Below are 17,228 nucleotides of genomic sequence, written 5' to 3' on the forward strand. Positions count from 1 at the left end.
AGAGAATGTACCATGGAAAATGCCGTTGAGATCGTAAATCTTGGGAAAATGTACCGGCTGTTTGATAAGCAGTCCGACCGTATTCAGGATATTTTTGGGCTGGACAAGCTTCGCTTCTGGGACCGGGAGCCGCGGTACCGCGAGTTCTGGGCGCTGCGCAACATCAATTTGACGGTCCCCAAGGGAGAGCGGATCGGCATCATTGGCCGCAATGGCGCCGGCAAGAGCACCTTGCTCAAGCTGATCGTGGGGAACCTCAGGCCCACGGAAGGGTCCATCCATGTAAATGGAAAGATCCAGGCACTGCTGCAGATCGGCACCGGCTTCCATCCCGAATTTACAGGCATCGAGAACATCCGCACAGCCCTGGCCTATGCCGGGATGGACTCCAAGAAGATCAAATCGTGTATGGATGAGATCATCGAGTTCAGCGAACTGGAAGACTATATCCACCAGCCGGTCAAATACTATTCCGCGGGCATGTATTCCCGCCTGGCCTTTGCGGTGTCCACCTCTTTGGAGCCGGACATCCTGATTATCGACGAGGTGCTGGGCGCGGGAGACGCTGCGTTTACCTCCAAGTGCGCCGAACGCATGAAGCATCTCACACAGGATACCGGGGCCACGGTGCTGTTCGTATCCCACAGTATGGAGAGCGTGCTGGAGATCTGCAACCGCGCCATCCTTCTGGAGCGGGGAGAGATCACCCACCAAGGCACTGCGCTGGAGGTCTCCAAGATCTATAACAAAAAGATCCGCTATGAAGAGGAGCTGCGGGCCCGGGCCAAGGAATTCCGCATCAGCCGAAAGAGCATGCTGAACATCGCCCAGGCGGACGAAGCCACACAAGTCCTGGTCATGCGTTTGGTATGTGACACGCCGCACCCGCATTACAAGCACCTGATCTATGGGTGTGAGCTGTCGGCTGATGGAGCGCCCGTTTCCCAGCTGCACTTCGGCGCGCCCATGGATGATGACCCTGCCCAGTTCACCCACGTCATCGCAGACAAGGGCGGTATGGACTGGAGCGACGCCAAAAAGGACCGGGGGAATTTTTACCGGGCCTACTGTGACCAGGACGGTTCCAACTGCCACGCGCCTTTCCAGATGGAGATCCCCCTGCATCTGAGCGGAAAAGCGCTCTCCGTGTGCATCCATGCCCGGCCGGACAGCCGGGAAAAGATCTACCTGGAGTACTTTGACGGCCATGCATACCGGCGGCTGGGCCAGGTGGAAAACGGAAATACCAGCTTCTCTTTCCGTCTGGCCGCAGAGGAAGACCAGCCCATCGAGTCTGCGTCCGCGCCTGCCGCGGAGGCGGAGCAGCCCCAAGCGCTGGAGACAGCGCCCATCTCCGCTCCCGACGCCCGGAGCGCGGAACCGGTCCAGGAAAAAGAGGAGCCCTTGGCTGGGGACCGGGATGCCACGGACTTCCAGCAGATGCAGCAGACCAACTCGGTCTACGGCTCCCAGGAGCTGCGCATCGAAGCCCAGGACATCCTGGACGGGACGGGGAAGAGCGTCCGCTGCTTCACCACCGGCGACACCCTGCGGTTTCAGATCCAGCTGGCAGCGCACAAAGCGGTCCGCCACTTTGTGGCGGTAGTCTGCATCATGACCCGAAGCGGAAAGACCGTGACACAGCTGTTTTGCACCAGTGAGGACCTGGGCATCTCCTCCATCCCCGAAAATGGCCATGTCACCATCGGGGCAGAGCTGTCGCCGCTGCGCATCGGCGAAGGAGAGTATATGGTCAGCATCGGCATTTTCAAGCAATGCACGATGTCCAAGGCCGCAGAGGAGCCTTCCTACTGCGTATCTGACCGTGCTTTGTTCTTCAAGGTGGAACAGCCCTTCGGCGTAAAGAAGGGACTGGGAGATCTGCTGCATCCGTGTAATTGGTCGTGTGGTGCGGTCCATCATGTCTTTGACGGTACGGCGCTGAAAAGTGAGGAGGTACCATGAATCATTACCTTGCGGTCTCTCCGGGGAAAACTGTGCTTCGTCCCCTTGCCAAAAATATACTGCGGGCAGCGGCGCTGGTGGAGGCCATCCCGGTGCAGTTTTCCTTCAGCGGCAGGGCGGGGATCGCTCTTTCCACGGGCGAACCGTATCCCCGTGGGACCCAGCTGCTGTCTGCCCTGGAAGGACTGGCTCCCCACGAGCCCATTCCTCCGGCGGTCTCCGCCGCGCTTGACGATCTGCGCCAGTGGCTGGATGACGGCCCCGGGCAGAAGTCTTTCGGGCCGTCTTTTCCGCTGCTTTTAGAGGAAGTACGCCGCCAGAGCGTGTTTTCCACCTGTGGGAATCCCCAGGAGCCTTTCATGGCCTTTTGGGAGCAATGGCGCCGGTATTATCCGCTGCCGCAGACCTTTGAGATCCGGGGAAAAAGCACCATCAACGAGGTCAATCAACAAGAAGCGGGGGATTATCTCCAGGCCCATAACCAGACTGCTCAGGGAGAGCCTTCCATCGACCGGGCGGCCCGATCCCTGGTCTCCTCTCTTCCGGCGGATGTGGAGCGAATCTTGGATATCGGCTCCGGCCCCGGCTACGGGAACCGACAGATCCCGGCGGACTATGCCGTTCTGGCCATGGATATAGAAGAGGAGATCCTCCGGGGAAATGTACGCCAGACCTGCGTGGGAGATATCATGGACATCCCCATGGCAGACGGGTCGGTGGATCTGGTCATGGCCTGCGACGTGCTGGAACACCTCCCGGACCCCGTGCTGAAAAAGGGGATCGCCGAGCTGATGCGCGTCAGCCGAAAATATATCTATCTGCAAGTCCCCTTCCAGGAGCCCTCCCTGATGGCTATGGCATTGTGCTCCCGCTGTGGGCATGTGTGGCATATCAACCATCACAAACGGCGCTATACCCAGCAGGAGCTCACCGCGCTGCTGCCGGAGAGCTGGAAGCCGGTCTGCGTCAACTATACAGGGGATATCACCACGCTGCGCACAGGGGTCCATGAGACAGAATTCGCGGACTTTTTCGGCTTTGATATCCACAGCGTAGAGGGGATGGTCTGTCCCAAGTGCGGAGGGAAGAGCATCCTGCGGGGCACTGATGAACTGGAGCTCCTGCACCGCATGGCGGGCTTTGACGCGGAGTTTCCCTTCCCCACATACTCGGAGATTGGAATCCTATTCTGCCGGGCCGATCAGGAAGCACAGCTCCCGGATACCATGTATCCGGAGCAAAAGCCGGAGCAGCGGCTGCGCAACGAGCTGCGTCCCATGGAGCGTCGGCAAGCCCTGCATGTATATACGAAGGTGGAGCTGCTGCCCGAGTTGTATACCGCAGGCTGTGAGATGACAGCAGACGAAGACGGCTATCATTTCCGCCGCTGCGAAACGGCGGAGACCGCCTGGGTGGCCATATCGTTCCCCCCCTTGCCGGGCACCTATACCGGGGTGGAGATCCGGGGCTCTCTGCCAGACGGGGAGGGCACCGTTTCCGTGGCGAAAGCGGATCAGCGGGGGCAGGAGCAGTATCTGATGGACTGGCAGTGGAGCACAGCGGAGGCCACGGATTGCCTGAATCAGGAGATCACCTGCTCTCCGGTGTATATCAAGCTCTATTTCAGCGCCCCGCAGCTGGATCTGTACAGCGCCGGATTGTCCGGCGGGCAGGATGTGCCCTACCAGTTTTATCCCCGGGAGGGCCGGGCGTTGTTTACTTTTTCTCTGGACGGTATCCGCTATCAGCTGCCTTATCCGGACGAGACAGGCATTTCTCTCCCGCATTCGCCCCGGCAGTGGCTGCTGGAAAGCAACCAGACCATCCGGCGCAGGGGCGCGCTTCTCAAGCGCTTCGTCCAGAGCCTGCAGGAAGCTGCCCCGGTGGGCGCGGAATCCAATGACAGCGCGCCACCCCAGGACGGGCAACATTGTGTGACAGGCTCCTTCCTGCCGGAAGCATCAAGTCCGGAGGAGGATCCGTATAAAGACGACAGCCAGAACATGGAGCCGGATCTACAGACGCTCCTGACGGCAGCGCTCCTTACAGAGAGCAAATTTTCCGGGGAAGCTTCCTTGGCATCCGGCGCGGCAGAACTTGCATCAGATGGCGGATCTCTCCAGCGCACGGTGGCGGCCTCCCTGTTTGCAGAGAGCATGGTAGCCGCAGGCGGGACTTCGTCGGAGGGGGCGGAGCCCCGGCACCAGGAGTTCCAAGACCGGCGCTGCGAAGTGTCCAGCGCATTGTTCGCTGAGTATGTATTATCTGTATACGAAGTGCCCGCACAGAAGAAACCGTCTCTTATGAAGATCCGGTTCAAGATCGCCGCCAAAAAAGTGGAGGGCAGATTGCAGGGATGGCTCCACCGGCATCCCCGCATGTACCAGACACTGACAGGTCTGGGCGTGAAGCGGCTGTATATCGTGCTTAAAAGGAGAGCAGCAAGATGAAAGAGAAAAAGATCGCGTGGCTGGTCACGCATGATGCGTATATTGACCGTCGGATCTTGTTTTTTGCCGATGTCCTGATGGAGAACGGGTATTCGGTGAAATTGTTTCCGTCCGCATATACAGACTTCACCAATGACTCCGATCCGGACTATGTGGTCCGTCCTCTGGATTGGAATGTAGTGAAACTCTACGCCCTGTCTCTGGATGCGCTGATGGAAGAGGAGCGTGGGCTTATCACCCATGTGATCGACGCACAGGAGGCCTATCACCGGGAGAACGGCACCTACGCGTGCGCACTGGAGCTGCTGGCCAGCATGGAAAAGACCCGCCGGGGCTACACGCTGCAAACGGTGGGAGAGCGCAGCGGCTATTTCATCTCCATCCAGAGAGGGAACCGCGTTCTGGTCTATGACAGTCATACCGGCCACACCACTGTTATCTCGGACAAGCGGACAGGCGCGCAGGCAGGCGAGTATGAGCGGGCCATTGTGGGAGCGGACCTGAAGGAGATCGACACACAGGGCTACACGACCGTGGGCGATGTGGCGCTCTCCTATACGAAAGGGCCCCGTGGCAGGGCGCTGGCGGCCCACTGCAAGACGGCGGACAACGGTGTCTGGCTGTTCAACAACGACCCGCCGGAGCTCTATCGGGGCACCCCCATCCCCCTCAGTCCTGTGGGGCCGGACACGCTGGGGGAAAAGCAATTTGATTTCCAGGATTTCCGGAAGATCCTGTTCGAGTATTCCCCCATTTTGGAGCAGGTACGGCGGGCCCTGTCGGAGGAGACGCCGGACCTGGTATACGTGGCGGATCTGCCCACGCTGCCCATCGGCGTGATGCTCAAGGAAGTACTGGGCTGCACGCTGATGGTGGATTGCCATGAGTGGTGGTACAAGCAGACCCGCCTGTGGGAAAGCACTTGGGCCGAGAAGATCGCCCTGGCGGAAAAGAGCGAGGCGGAGCTCTATCCCAAGTGTGATGTGTGCATCACTGTGGGGAAGTATTTGGCTCAGGACATGAGCGCATGCTACCACAAGCATTTTGATGTCATTTATTCCTGTATGAGCGCCGCTCTGCGCTTGGAGGATACTGTGCCGGAAGCGGACTTCTGGCATACCTACGGCATTCCGGATGGGACCCGGATCGCCATTTTTCAGGGCAGCATGACGGCCCTGCGCAATCTGGACAACCTGGCCCGGGCCACGCGGTATCTGGAGGATGACTGCCGCCTTGTGGTCGTGGGCGGAGGCGACTATCAGGAGAAGTTCCTCCACACGCTGGAAAAGGAAGGAAACCCCGAGCGGGTGGTCATGGTGGGCTGGGTCAACCAGAGCGAGCTTCTGCGCTTTACCGTCAACGCAGATCTTGGCGTGCTGCCGTATTCCGCGGTGGATGAATACTACTCCTACGCTGTTCCCAATAAGCTGATGGAATATTTTGAGGCTACATTGCCCATGCTCTATGACGTCTCCATGAAAGAAGTGTCCATGGTAGCCGGCGAACACGGCGTGGGCGTGGGAGAAGACCTCTCCGACCCCGTCAAGTTTGGGCAGACCCTCAACCGGCTGCTTCATGATGAGGAACAGCTCTCCGCCATGAAAAAGCAGTACGAGGGCTGCCGGAACAAGTTCAGCTTTGAGAGCCAACGGGCCGCGTTGGAGATGGTCCTGGGGGAACATGGCCTCATCGAGCGTGTGTGAAAGGACGAAAAACCTAAGGATGGAGAAAACACGGGTAAACTGCTTTGCACTTTTTTTGTTACTGGTATTGCTGACGGGCTGCTCCTCCACTTCGGGTACATCCGCCACGGTAGAGGAGCTGCCGGAGGAGGCCCCCTCTTATGTCACAGAATTGAAGGTCCCCACGGTGGAGGAGGTCCAGGAGATCAATGAATATGTCAATGGGCTGATCTCCTACGGCGTGGGTTCCCAGGTCGAGGGGCGGCCTATCACGGAGGAAGATTATCTGGAATTTGGGACCGGCGATTGCGGGATATACTGCTACTTGTTTGTCAAGGAGCTGTCCCGGCACGGGTACTATCAGGCCACCACATATGGAATCAGCTCTTTGCATATCGGGGAGGATTCTTCTATCCATGCCGTAGTGGAAGTTCAGACCACGGAAGGCCCCTATGTCTTTGACCCCACCCACGGCATCTATTACACCACGGATATGGCGACGCTGCTGACCTGCGACGATGCCCAGGCATACGCCTGCGGGGAGCCCTCCATGGACTCTTACTATCTCACCAACCGCTTTTTCACAGAGGCATATCAGGTCCTAGAGCAGCCGGACTCTCTGCTTCTCAATGATCTGAACCTGTTGGGCTGGTATCCCGCCTCTGTCACCAGCAGCATTCCTGTGGAGCCAGCCTCCAGCCAGGATGTGGTCTATGATGAGACGCTCACACCCAACTCCATCTTCTGCGTCTTTACAGAGGATGTGGAGTTTTACCGCATCACCATGAGCTTTATGGAGGAGCTTCAAGTCCCCCTGGAGGTCACATGCTGGTCGGTGGACGAGGACGGCACCAAGACCGCTCTGGAGGGAGATCTGGTGCAGGACGTGTACGATCTGTCCTATCAGCTCAAGGACGCTGCGACTACATCAGAGATCCTGGTGGAGATCAGCGGCCGGGAAACGCTTCCCAACCTTGCTCTTTTTGACATATACCAATAAAAGACTGCTCCGAGGACACGGTGGCTGTAATGCACCGTTCGGTCACCCCTCGGATGGAAACCTTGATTCACACAAAGGAGGGACCGCCCTATGTGCTCGATCGCGGGTATGATCGAATTATCCGGCAACCGGATTCCCGGGCTTGCCCACAAATTGAACGTTATGAACGATCTGCAGGCCCATCGCGGCCCGGACGGCCACGGCGTCTGGATGCACCAGGCTGAGAACGTCGGCATGGCGCACCGCCGGCTCAGCATTATCGACATCGCCTCCGGCCAGCAGCCCATGACCGATCACCACGGCAACTGGGTCTGCTTCAACGGGGAGATCTACAACTATATCGAACTCAAACAACAGCTGGGCGGCACCTATGAGACCACCAGCGACACGGAAGTAATCCTCCGGGCCTATGAGGTGTGGGGCGAGGAATGCGTAGAGCATTTTTCCGGCATGTTCGCCTTCGCCCTGTGGGACGAAAAGCGGCAGGCACTGTTCTGCGCCCGGGACCACTTCGGCATCAAGCCTTTCTATTACACTGTGGTGGACAACACGCTGTATTTCGCCTCGGAAATGAAGGCGCTGCTGCCGTTCCTGCCCAGCATTGAGACCAATCCCAAGGGCTTCCAGGATTACCTGGTGTTCCAGTTCTGCATGGAGGGACGGACACTGTTTCAGGGGATCGAGGAATTGGAGCCGGCCCACCGCATGACGATCACGGCCGACGGCTCCATCAAGCGCCGCCGGTACTGGCAGGTCTACTACCGCCCCGACATATACCATACGGAGCAGTATTTCCATGATGAGCTGGAAGCACAGTTCCAGCGCTCCATCAAATACCATGTCCGAAGCGACGTGCCGGTGGGCGGATATGTCAGCGGCGGCGTGGACTCCTCCATCACTTCCGCCATGGCCCGGGACCTGTTGGGTGAGAGCTTCGTGGGCTTCACCGGAAAATATAACATCGGCCCGGATTATGACGAAAGCGCCTATGCCCGCGCCGTGGCCCGGGAAAAGGACTTCAAGCTCTATGAGCTGGACATCACGGCCCAGGATTTCATCGACAACATTGGAAACGTGATCTATGCGCTGGACGCCCCTGTTGCCGGCCCCGGCTCCTTCTCCCAGTATATGATCTCCCGGCTGGCGGCCCAGCACCGCAAGGTGGTCCTGGGCGGACAGGGCGGCGACGAGATCTTCGGCGGCTATACCCGGTATCTGGTGGCGTACTTCGAGCAGTGCATCAAGGGCGCCATTGAGGGGACGGCGCAAAAGGGCGCCTTCGTGGTCACCTACGAGTCCATCATCCCCAACCTCACCGCTCTTCGCAACTACAAGCCCATGCTCCGCAGCTTCTGGAGCAAGGGGCTGTTCGATGAGCCCAGCAAGCGCTACTTCCAGCTCATCAACCGTGCCCCCGGCATGGAGGACTGCGTCCACCGGGACTCCCTGCCCGCCTATGATCCCTATGACTCTTATGAACGGCTGTTCGTGGCGGAGAATGTGGATAAGCAGTCCTATCTGGACCGGATGACGCACTTTGACTTCAAGACGCTCCTGCCGGCCCTGCTTCAGGTGGAGGACCGCATGAGCATGGCCCACGGCCTGGAATCCCGGGTCCCGTTCCTGGACCGGGAACTGGTGGAATTCGCGGCCACCATTCCCGCCAGCATCAAGTTCAAAAACGGAACGATGAAGTATATTCTGCGCTCGGCCATGAGCCGGTACGTGCCGGAGCAGGTCATGAACCGCACGGACAAGATGGGCTTCCCGACGCCCTTTGCCGTATGGGCAAAAGGCGAGTGCCGAGATTTCATTTGCGATACACTTTCTACTACCAAGGCTCGCCAGCGAGAGTATGTGGATAATGCGAAAGTCATTTCCAAAATCAACGGTGAGGGTGCATTCTCTCGTAGCCTGTGGGGCTTCTTCTGCTTGGAATTGTGGCAGCAAATCTTTCATGACAAGGCCAACGAGTATAGGGAGCGATTAAATACAGTGTGAAGCTCTATATGAAATCCGATCGAGACAGATGGAGTAAAAATAGGGCGGTGATCAGCAATGTGGTTTGTTCCTTATGTGATCACTACTCATAACATTAAACACAAATAGCATGCTAAAACGGAAACAAAGAAACAACGCCCGTAAGTAGTCAGCGGCAGGCGTCTGCATTTCATTTGGGTGCCAGACTATTTAGCTTATATTTTGCTGACTCTCTATGATTCGTGTAGAGGAAGTCCCGGGATGAACCTGCCATGTATGGGGAACGGCTTTAAAACGCAGACATGTCCTACTGTAGAAGGTTCCTTCTGCCTGCGTCGCTTCTGAAATTTCTCTGATAATTCCTCAATTTCGTTTTGTACTCCACAATTCAAAATTTTCTGGCCCCTGCGGGAGTGAAAAAACAATAATAAACAAAATTCTATATACGCAAAAATGGAAACAAAAGAGAGAATTGAGAAGACATCTGCTGTAATACACTGGGATAAAGAATGAAAAGCTGGAGGCGGAGTTCCGTCTCCAGCTTTTTTCTCTAGAAAATCAATCAGAAGTCAGGGACTAAGAAATAGTAACATTTTACGCTTCCCTTTTTGACAAAAAGACTGTATAATTTGTTATACGATCGTAACCCGATAGCCAGAAAAGATAGAAAATGTAGCAGCAGGAGAATATAATCGATGAATCATTTTCGAAAGCAGATACTGTTTGTTTGCGACAGCATTATTCTAATTGCGGTTTCTGCCTTTTTCTCATGGTTTTCATTGAGATATAATTTATCTGACGCAGTTGGACGCTCTTTCCAACTGTTGCAGAATTTTTTGCTGTTGTATGGGTGTACAGTCCTTTTCCAGTTTATTTTTCGCACCTATGATAGCTTGTGGAGATACGCAGAGAGCAAAGAATATCTCTCTTTGCTGATGGCCGCTTTCTGTGGAGTTTTTCTCTATGAGGTATTGAGTCGGCTTTTTCTGCAGAGTGTAATCTCATTCATGCTTTTGACCTGCGTAGCCAGTATGTGGGTTTTGGGAATGCTGATGATGCGATTTGCCTATCGAGTTTATCGGAGCCGAGTGCTCTTTTACAAAGGACGGCACCAGATTCCGGTAGCTATTGTCGGAGCTGGAGCAGCAGGCGTACAATTATTGGAGGAACTCCAAAGCAACCCTGACAGTCGATATAATGTGCAGTGCTTTTTCGATGATGATCCTGAGAAATTGAGGAAGCGCATCCATGGCGTAGAGGTGAAAGGGAGAATCGACCAAGTGCAAGATTCCCTTCGGACAATAGACATTCGTGAGATTATTGTAGCCATACCATCGGCCGATGAAGACCGGCGCCATGAGATCTTTCAAAAGATGTCTGGCTTGGAGGGAATCAAGGTTTCTGTTTTACCAAGCACATTAGACATGATTCATCGGAAGCCCATACATACTCAACTACGAGAGATCCGGATTGAGGATATTCTTGGCCGGGAACCGGTCTATCTGGATCCAACTCCGGTGGATGCGTATATTACCGGAGAAGTCATAATGGTTACCGGAGGCGGTGGATCGATTGGTTCGGAATTGTGTCGGCAGATTGTCAAACATGATCCTAAAGAACTGGTGATTGTGGATATTTATGAAAACGGAGCCTATGATATCCAGCAAGAACTGCTCTATCAATATGGAGGGCGTCTTAACTTAAAGGTAGAAATCGCATCGGTTCAGGATAAAGCACGGATGCGACAGATATTTGATGCATATCATCCAGATGTTGTATTCCATGCTGCTGCACATAAACACGTACCTCTTATGGAGAATAGTCCCCAGGAGGCCATTCGAAACAATGTGTTTGGAACACTGAACCTTGTACAGATTGCAGATGAGTTTCAGGTTAAAAAATTCCTTCTGATTTCCACAGATAAGGCGGTTAACCCCACTTCTGTAATGGGAGCCAGCAAGCGGCTTTGCGAGATGATTCTTCAGTCCATGAAGGGACACAGCGGCACAGATTTCATTGCAGTTCGATTTGGAAATGTGCTGGGTTCCAACGGTTCTGTAGTACCGCTCTTTCAACGGCAGATTGCGGCGGGGGGACCTGTAACCGTGACAGATAAGAGAATTATTCGCTACTTTATGACAATACAGGAGGCAGCACAGCTCGTTCTGCAGACAGGGGCTATGGCCCGAAAAAATGAGCTTTTTGTATTAAATATGGGACAGCCGGTTAAAATATTAGATTTGGCTGAGAATATGATTCGCCTCTCTGGGTATGCGCCTTATCGGGACATCGATATTATAGAGACGGGACTGCGGCCTGGTGAGAAACTTTATGAGGAACTCCTAATTGCCAGTCGGGATATTGAGCAGACAGAGAACAGCCAGATATTTATTGAGCGGCAACCGGCAATTACGCCTGGTGAGTTGAAAGAGAAGCTAGTAATTCTCCAGAATGCTTTAGAAAAGGACAACCCTTCCTGTATCCGAGAGGCGTTACATCGGGTTGTCCCGACATTTCATGAACCAGAGGAGGTCAACTGCAGACAGGGCGGTGAAGTGCGGATTCCTACTCAGCAGATGACTGGCATGTGATCTCGAGTGAAGACAGGGCGCCGCTTTATGAGAAAATACCAGTAGAATTTCGACCGCAGGTACTATCCTTTGCATTTTCGCCTTTTATAAGGCAGATTGATCGTAAAAACGCCCGAGATCCTGCTGGGGAAGAAAAAATAACTGCTCGATAATCTATATAAAATAAGGTAAAATAGAATTTAGAAATAAAAAAGTAAAGAAATATGGTTTGCATCCTCCTTTGGAATGGTTTATTGTGATTCCATTCCAAAGGAGGATGCAAACCGTATCTCTTTTTAGGCCGTTCTGACCAATAAAGTGTATCAGGGCTGTTGTCAACATTTCATCACTTTACTGTGGGGAGAGGATCAGCAAACGGGAAGGAATGCATTGACGGCTTTGATGTAAAGAAATTAAATTAATCGTAGGAAAACATTTGAAATAATCAATACGAATATCACTCTCTACAGGACAGGTGCTACTCAAAATATGGGGCATGATTGTGAGGCGCGCTTTGAAATATGGACTGAAGTAAGCGGTGCCTAAGGGATGTTGTTCTCTGCGATAAATGATGATCCTTGGCTTAAATAAGGCAAAAGACACCCTAATGAAGGAAGTTGTGGAATCAGATTAGGGATCTGACGCTGAATATGGAATGGAGACGTGATAAAATTTGCTGCCATCTCCCACACAATTTTAAAAGCGAATGGAAAAGCGAGTGGGGCCGGATTTCCGGCGGACGGAGTCTTTTGTGGACGAAACGAGGGAGAAATCGGGCACATCCGCTGCGGGGGTTGGAGACAGTACGGTTATATCTACGAAAAAGAGAGGAGCCGTTTGGCTAAAATAGAAAAAATGGCGGAGGCCCTGGAAAAGAAGTTGATTTTTCTCCCTAAAAATGATAGTTTGTAAGAGAGCACGCAGAGAGGCGTGTGATTGCTTTCCACATTTCTGTGAACGAACACAGAATGGAGAGAAGTGTGCAAAACATGCGGCCCGCTCTCACGGGACCGCTGGAAAAATTCTGAGGCTTCACAAGGGGGAAATTCCAATGTTTGATTCCAACCACGTATTCCTGGGCATTGCACCTATCGGCTGGTGCAACGACGATATGCCGGAGCTGGGCGGGGAGAACACCTTCCAGCAGACCGTCAGCGAGATGGCACTGGCGGGCTTCACCGGCTGCGAGATCGGCAACAAGTATCCCAAGGATCCTGCCGAGCTGAAGAAGGCCCTGGACCTGCGCGGCATGCGCATCGCCAGCCGCTGGTACTCATCCTTCCTCCTGACCCGCCCCTTTGAAGAGGAGGAGAAGGACTTTATCGCCAACCTGGACTTCCTGGCTGCTGTGGGCGCCAACCGCATCAACGTCAGCGAGCAGAGCTACTCCATCCAGGGCAAGATGGACGTACCCGTGCTCACCGGCGGCCACAAGCATGTGATGGACGACGCCGAGTGGAAGCTCCTGTGCGACGGCCTGAACAAGCTGGGCAAGATCGCTGCGGACCGGGGCTTCAAGCTGTGCTTCCACCACCACATGGGCACCGTGGTCCAGACCAGCGAGGAGACGGACCGCATGATGGCCAACACCGATCCCCGGTATGTGTTCCTGTGCTATGACACCGGCCACTTCACCTTCGCCGGCGAGGACCCCCTGGCTATGCTGAAGAAGTACGTGGACCGGGTGGGCCACGTCCACCTGAAGGATATGCGGCTGCCCGTGGTGGAAGAGGCCCGGAAGAATGACTGGTCCTTCCTGCAGGCCGTCCGCAATGGCGCCTTCACCGTCCCCGGTGACGGCGACGTGGACTTCGATCCTGTGTTCAAGGTGCTGGCGGATGCCGGCTACCAGGGCTGGCTGCTGGTGGAGGCGGAACAGGATCCTGCCAAGGCCAATCCGCTGGAGTATGCCATGAAGGCACGGAAGTACATCCGGGAGCATACGGGACTCTAATTCGAAGGGGGACTGCGTCCCCCCTCGACCGCCCCCCTCCCCAGTGACGTCGGTCACTGGGGACGCCGCCCAGGGCGGCTAAGTCAATGTATTTTCGGCAGGCGCATGTCCTGCCGAAAATGGTTGAAATGCATCGCGCCGCTGGCGCGAATGGAATTTGAGCAACAATCTTTATTTAGGAGATGACTCCAATGGCCTATATGAACAAGAACGCCGAGCTGAAGAACGGGTACAATGCCTATATTGACTCCTCTGTGGACGACATGGGCACCCAGATGGACGTGGGCCTGCTGCTGATGGAGGCGGGGGATACCTACGTCTATGAGGATGCCAAAAAAGAGGTGGCAATCCTCCTGTTTTCCGGCTCTGTCACCTATGAGTGGGACGGCAAGAAGGTGGAGGCCGACCGGCCGGACTGCTTCCACCACGACGCCTACTGCCTGCTGGCCGGCTGCGGCACCAAGGTCACCATCACCGCCAAGGCCCACAGTGAGCTGTATATCCAGGCCACTGTCAACGAGACGCCCTATGAGGCCGTCATGTACACCCCGGACAAGGTCCAGGTGGAGCACAAGGGCTTTGGCGGCGAGCTGATGGGCTGCATGTCCCGGGAGATCAAGACCTTCTTCGACCTGGACAACGCCCCCTTCTCCAAGATGGTCCTGGGCGAGGTGCTGAATCTGCCCGGCAAGTGGAGCTCCTATCCGCCCCACCACCATCCCCAGCCGGAGGTGTACTTCTACCGCTTCGACTATCCCGACGGCTTCGGCGCGGGCTTTGCCAACGGCGAGATCTTCAAGACGCAGCACAATGGCTGCGCCGTCATCAACCATGGCTTCCACTCCCAGACCGCCGCGCCGGGCTATGCCATGTGCTACGCCTGGGGCATCCGACACCTGGAGGGGGATCCCTGGGACAAGACCCGCATCGACGATCCGGAGCACGCCTGGCTGTGGAAGGCCGATGCCAACGACCACATCTATCCCAATCACTGACAGGAGGTAATCACCCCATGAAAACCGTTCGTTTGACCATGGCGCAGGCTTTGGTCCGTTTCCTTGAGAACCAGTATATCGAAGTGGACGGCGAACAGAGCCGCTTCGTCCGCGGTGTATTCATCATCCCCGGCCACGGCAACGTGGTGGGCCTGGGCCAGGCCCTGAGCCAGGAGGCCAAGCACCTGGAGATCTGGCACGGCCAGAATGAGCAGGGCATGGCCCAGGCAGCCGTGGCCTTCGCCAAGCAGATGAAGCGCAAGCAGATTTGCGTGGCCACCTCCTCCGTGGGCCCCGGCGCGGCCAACATGGTCACCGCCTGCGGCACCGCCACCGCCAACAACATCCCCCTGTTGGTGCTGCCCGGCGACGTGTACGCCTGCCGCCAGCCGGACCCCGTGCTCCAGCAGGTGGAGCAGACCAACAACCTCTCCATCTCCACCAACGACGCCTTCAAGGCCGTCTGCCGCTACTGGGACCGCATCGTCCGGCCGGAGCAGCTGATGAGCGCCATGATCTCCGCTTTCCGGGTGCTGACGGACCCCGCCAACACCGGCGCCGTCTGTATCGCCATGCCTCAGGACGTGGAGGGCGAGGCCTATGACTATCCCGAGAGCTTCTTCAAGAAGCGCGTCTGGCGTCTGGAGCGCCGTCCCGCCACCGAGGCCGCTCTGGCCGACGCGGCGGAGGTCATCAAGAAGGCCAAGCGGCCCATTCTGGTCTGCGGTGGCGGCGTCCGTTACTCTGAGGCCCACGAGGAGTTCCGGGCCTTCGCAGAGGCCACCGGCATCCCCTTCGGCGAAACCCAGGCCGGCAAGAGCGCCATCGAGTGGACCCACCCCCTGAACCTGGGCGGCCTGGGCGTCACCGGCTGCTCCGCCGCCAACGATATTGCCAAGAAGGCGGACGTGGTCATCGGCGTGGGCACCCGCTACACCGACTTCACCACCGCCTCCAAGTGGCTGTTCAAGGACACCTGCAAGTTCGTCAACATCAATGTGTCCGAGTTCCAGGCCCTGAAGATGGACGCCGTGCCCGTGGTGGCCGACGCCAAGGATGCCCTGCCCCGCCTGCTGGCGAAGCTGGACGGCTACAAGGCTCCCTACACCACTGAGGTGTCCGCCGCCCGCGAGAAGTGGGCCAAGGAGCTGGAGCGCCTGGACCATATCACCTTTGAGGACAAGAAGAGCTGGAAACCCATCATCAACGACGCCAACGCCGACTCCGCCAAGCGGTTCGCCAAGGACCTGGACGCAGGCCTGTGCCAGACCACCGTGCTGGGCGCCATCAACGCCATGATGAGCGAGGGCGACGTGGCTATCGGCGCCGCCGGCTCCCTGCCCGGCGACATGCAGCGGATGTGGCGGCCCACCGGCATCGACTGCTATAACATGGAGTACGGCTACTCCACCATGGGCTATGAGATCGCCGGTGCCCTGGGCGTGAAGCTGGCCATTGGCGACAAGCGGGAAGTCTACGCCATGTGCGGCGACGGCAGCTTCAACATGCTCCACGGCGAGCTGGTCACCGCTGTTATGGAGCGCAAGAAGATCAACATCTGCCTGTTCGATAACGCCTCCTTCGGCTGCATCAACAACCTGCAGGTGGGCCACGGCAACGCGACGCTCTGCACGGAGCTGCGGTACCGCAGCAAGGACGGCCTGTTCGGTGACTTCCTGAACATCGATTACGCCAAGGTAGCGGAGGGCTACGGCTGCAAGAGCTACTCCATCCGCACCATGGAGGAGCTGGCGGCGGCCTTCGAGGACGCCAAGAAGGTGAAGGACCGCCCGGTGCTGTTCGACATCAAGGTGCTGCCCAAGACCATGACCGACGGCTACGGCTCCTGGTGGCGCGTGGGCGACACGGAGGTGTCCGAGCGGCCGGAGAACCTGGCGGCCTATCAGGATCACCTGGACCACGTGAGGGACGCCCGGAAGTATTGATCCTCTCGAGGGGGAGCAAGCTCCCCCTCGACCTCCCCTACCACCAGTGACATCGGTCACTGGTGAACGGCGCCCCAGGCGCCTGGGGCGGGGAATTTTCGGCAGGCGCATGTCCTGCCGAAAATGATTGAAAGATCTTCTTTCGCCGCTGGCGAAAGAACTGGGAAAACACTTGGTTTCCCCAAGTCCCTTTCCTGCGGGTATCGAAAGAGGAGGAGATTCGTTTGAATTGTCCTTTTTGCGGCGCGGAAATGGGGAGCGGCGCTTTGCAAAGCAACTATGGAATCTATTGGCTGCCAAAGCCTCGGAAAGCCGGACCACCGGACTTGTCTAAGGATGCAGAGCATTTGAGCAGGCAGGATACCCTGCTTATTACGCCACCTTATATCCCAGCCTCCCGCTGCACCAAGTGCCGGAAGATTATTCTTGATTACTGAGCTGCCGCCCCGGTCGGCACGTCTATGACCGTCCGGGCCACGGTGCGGCGGGCGGTTGATAACCGCCCCTACAGGAAGATCTCCGGGCTTCCCCGAACTGCCAGGAGAGCGGCAGCGAAAAGCGGCGCAGGATGTATCCCTGACTTCCCCGGGCTGGTGGTTTCCCCAAGGGTAGCGCGTTTCCGTCCCTGACTGCCGCAAGGGACCGTCAACCATCCCCCGCCGGCGGCAGGAGGTCTGCGCCTGCGC

At 56.5% G+C, this 17,228-nt stretch carries 11 protein-coding genes; all 11 read left to right on the top strand.

Features of this window, described 5'->3' with window-relative positions:
• The first annotated feature begins 12 nt into the window (after positions 1–12).
• The 11 genes from HMPREF1546_RS15910 (at position 13) to HMPREF1546_RS19985 (ending at position 16,979) form a co-directional block, all read left to right on the top strand.
• Entirely contained in the window at positions 13–1,965 is a 1,953-nt protein-coding gene (locus tag HMPREF1546_RS15910) for an ABC transporter ATP-binding protein (RefSeq protein ID WP_021748911.1), read from the top strand.
• Positions 1,962–4,415, top strand: a complete 2,454-nt coding sequence (locus HMPREF1546_RS15915; protein WP_021748910.1) for a class I SAM-dependent methyltransferase — start codon at positions 1,962–1,964, stop codon at positions 4,413–4,415. The genes HMPREF1546_RS15910 and HMPREF1546_RS15915 overlap by 4 nt, the downstream gene beginning before the upstream one ends.
• On the top strand, positions 4,412–6,118 hold the full coding sequence (locus tag HMPREF1546_RS15920; RefSeq protein WP_021748909.1) for a glycosyltransferase: 1,707 nt from the start codon (positions 4,412–4,414) through the stop codon (positions 6,116–6,118). The genes HMPREF1546_RS15915 and HMPREF1546_RS15920 overlap by 4 nt, the downstream gene beginning before the upstream one ends.
• 19 nt (positions 6,119–6,137) lie before the next feature.
• Positions 6,138–7,097 (top strand): transglutaminase-like cysteine peptidase, encoded by a 960-nt coding sequence (locus tag HMPREF1546_RS15925; protein ID WP_021748908.1) that lies wholly within the window; start codon positions 6,138–6,140, stop codon positions 7,095–7,097.
• 90 nt (positions 7,098–7,187) lie between these two features.
• On the top strand, positions 7,188–9,098 hold the full coding sequence (gene asnB / locus HMPREF1546_RS15930; RefSeq protein ID WP_021748907.1) for an asparagine synthase (glutamine-hydrolyzing): 1,911 nt from the start codon (positions 7,188–7,190) through the stop codon (positions 9,096–9,098).
• Positions 9,099–9,772: 674 nt separating this feature from the next.
• Entirely contained in the window at positions 9,773–11,668 is a 1,896-nt protein-coding gene (locus HMPREF1546_RS15935) for a nucleoside-diphosphate sugar epimerase/dehydratase (protein ID WP_021748905.1), read from the top strand.
• A gap of 642 nt (positions 11,669–12,310) precedes the next feature.
• A complete protein-coding gene (locus tag HMPREF1546_RS15940; RefSeq protein WP_021748902.1) occupies positions 12,311–12,559 on the top strand; it encodes a hypothetical protein in 249 nt (82 codons plus the stop codon).
• 139 nt (positions 12,560–12,698) lie between these two features.
• Positions 12,699–13,601 (top strand): myo-inosose-2 dehydratase, encoded by a 903-nt coding sequence (iolE, locus tag HMPREF1546_RS15945; RefSeq protein WP_021748901.1) that lies wholly within the window; start codon positions 12,699–12,701, stop codon positions 13,599–13,601.
• A gap of 191 nt (positions 13,602–13,792) precedes the next feature.
• Complete coding sequence (locus HMPREF1546_RS15950; RefSeq protein WP_021748900.1) at positions 13,793–14,596, top strand: 5-deoxy-glucuronate isomerase; 804 nt, start codon at positions 13,793–13,795, stop codon at positions 14,594–14,596.
• 17 nt (positions 14,597–14,613) lie between these two features.
• On the top strand, positions 14,614–16,542 hold the full coding sequence (iolD, locus tag HMPREF1546_RS15955; protein ID WP_021748899.1) for a 3D-(3,5/4)-trihydroxycyclohexane-1,2-dione acylhydrolase (decyclizing): 1,929 nt from the start codon (positions 14,614–14,616) through the stop codon (positions 16,540–16,542).
• Between the two features lie 224 nt (positions 16,543–16,766).
• Entirely contained in the window at positions 16,767–16,979 is a 213-nt protein-coding gene (locus HMPREF1546_RS19985; protein WP_021752130.1) for a PF20097 family protein, read from the top strand.
• Positions 16,980–17,228 lie beyond the last annotated feature (249 nt).

It is taken from the genome of Oscillibacter sp. KLE 1745, assembly GCF_000469445.2.
GTDB lineage: Bacteria > Bacillota > Clostridia > Oscillospirales > Oscillospiraceae > Oscillibacter > Oscillibacter welbionis.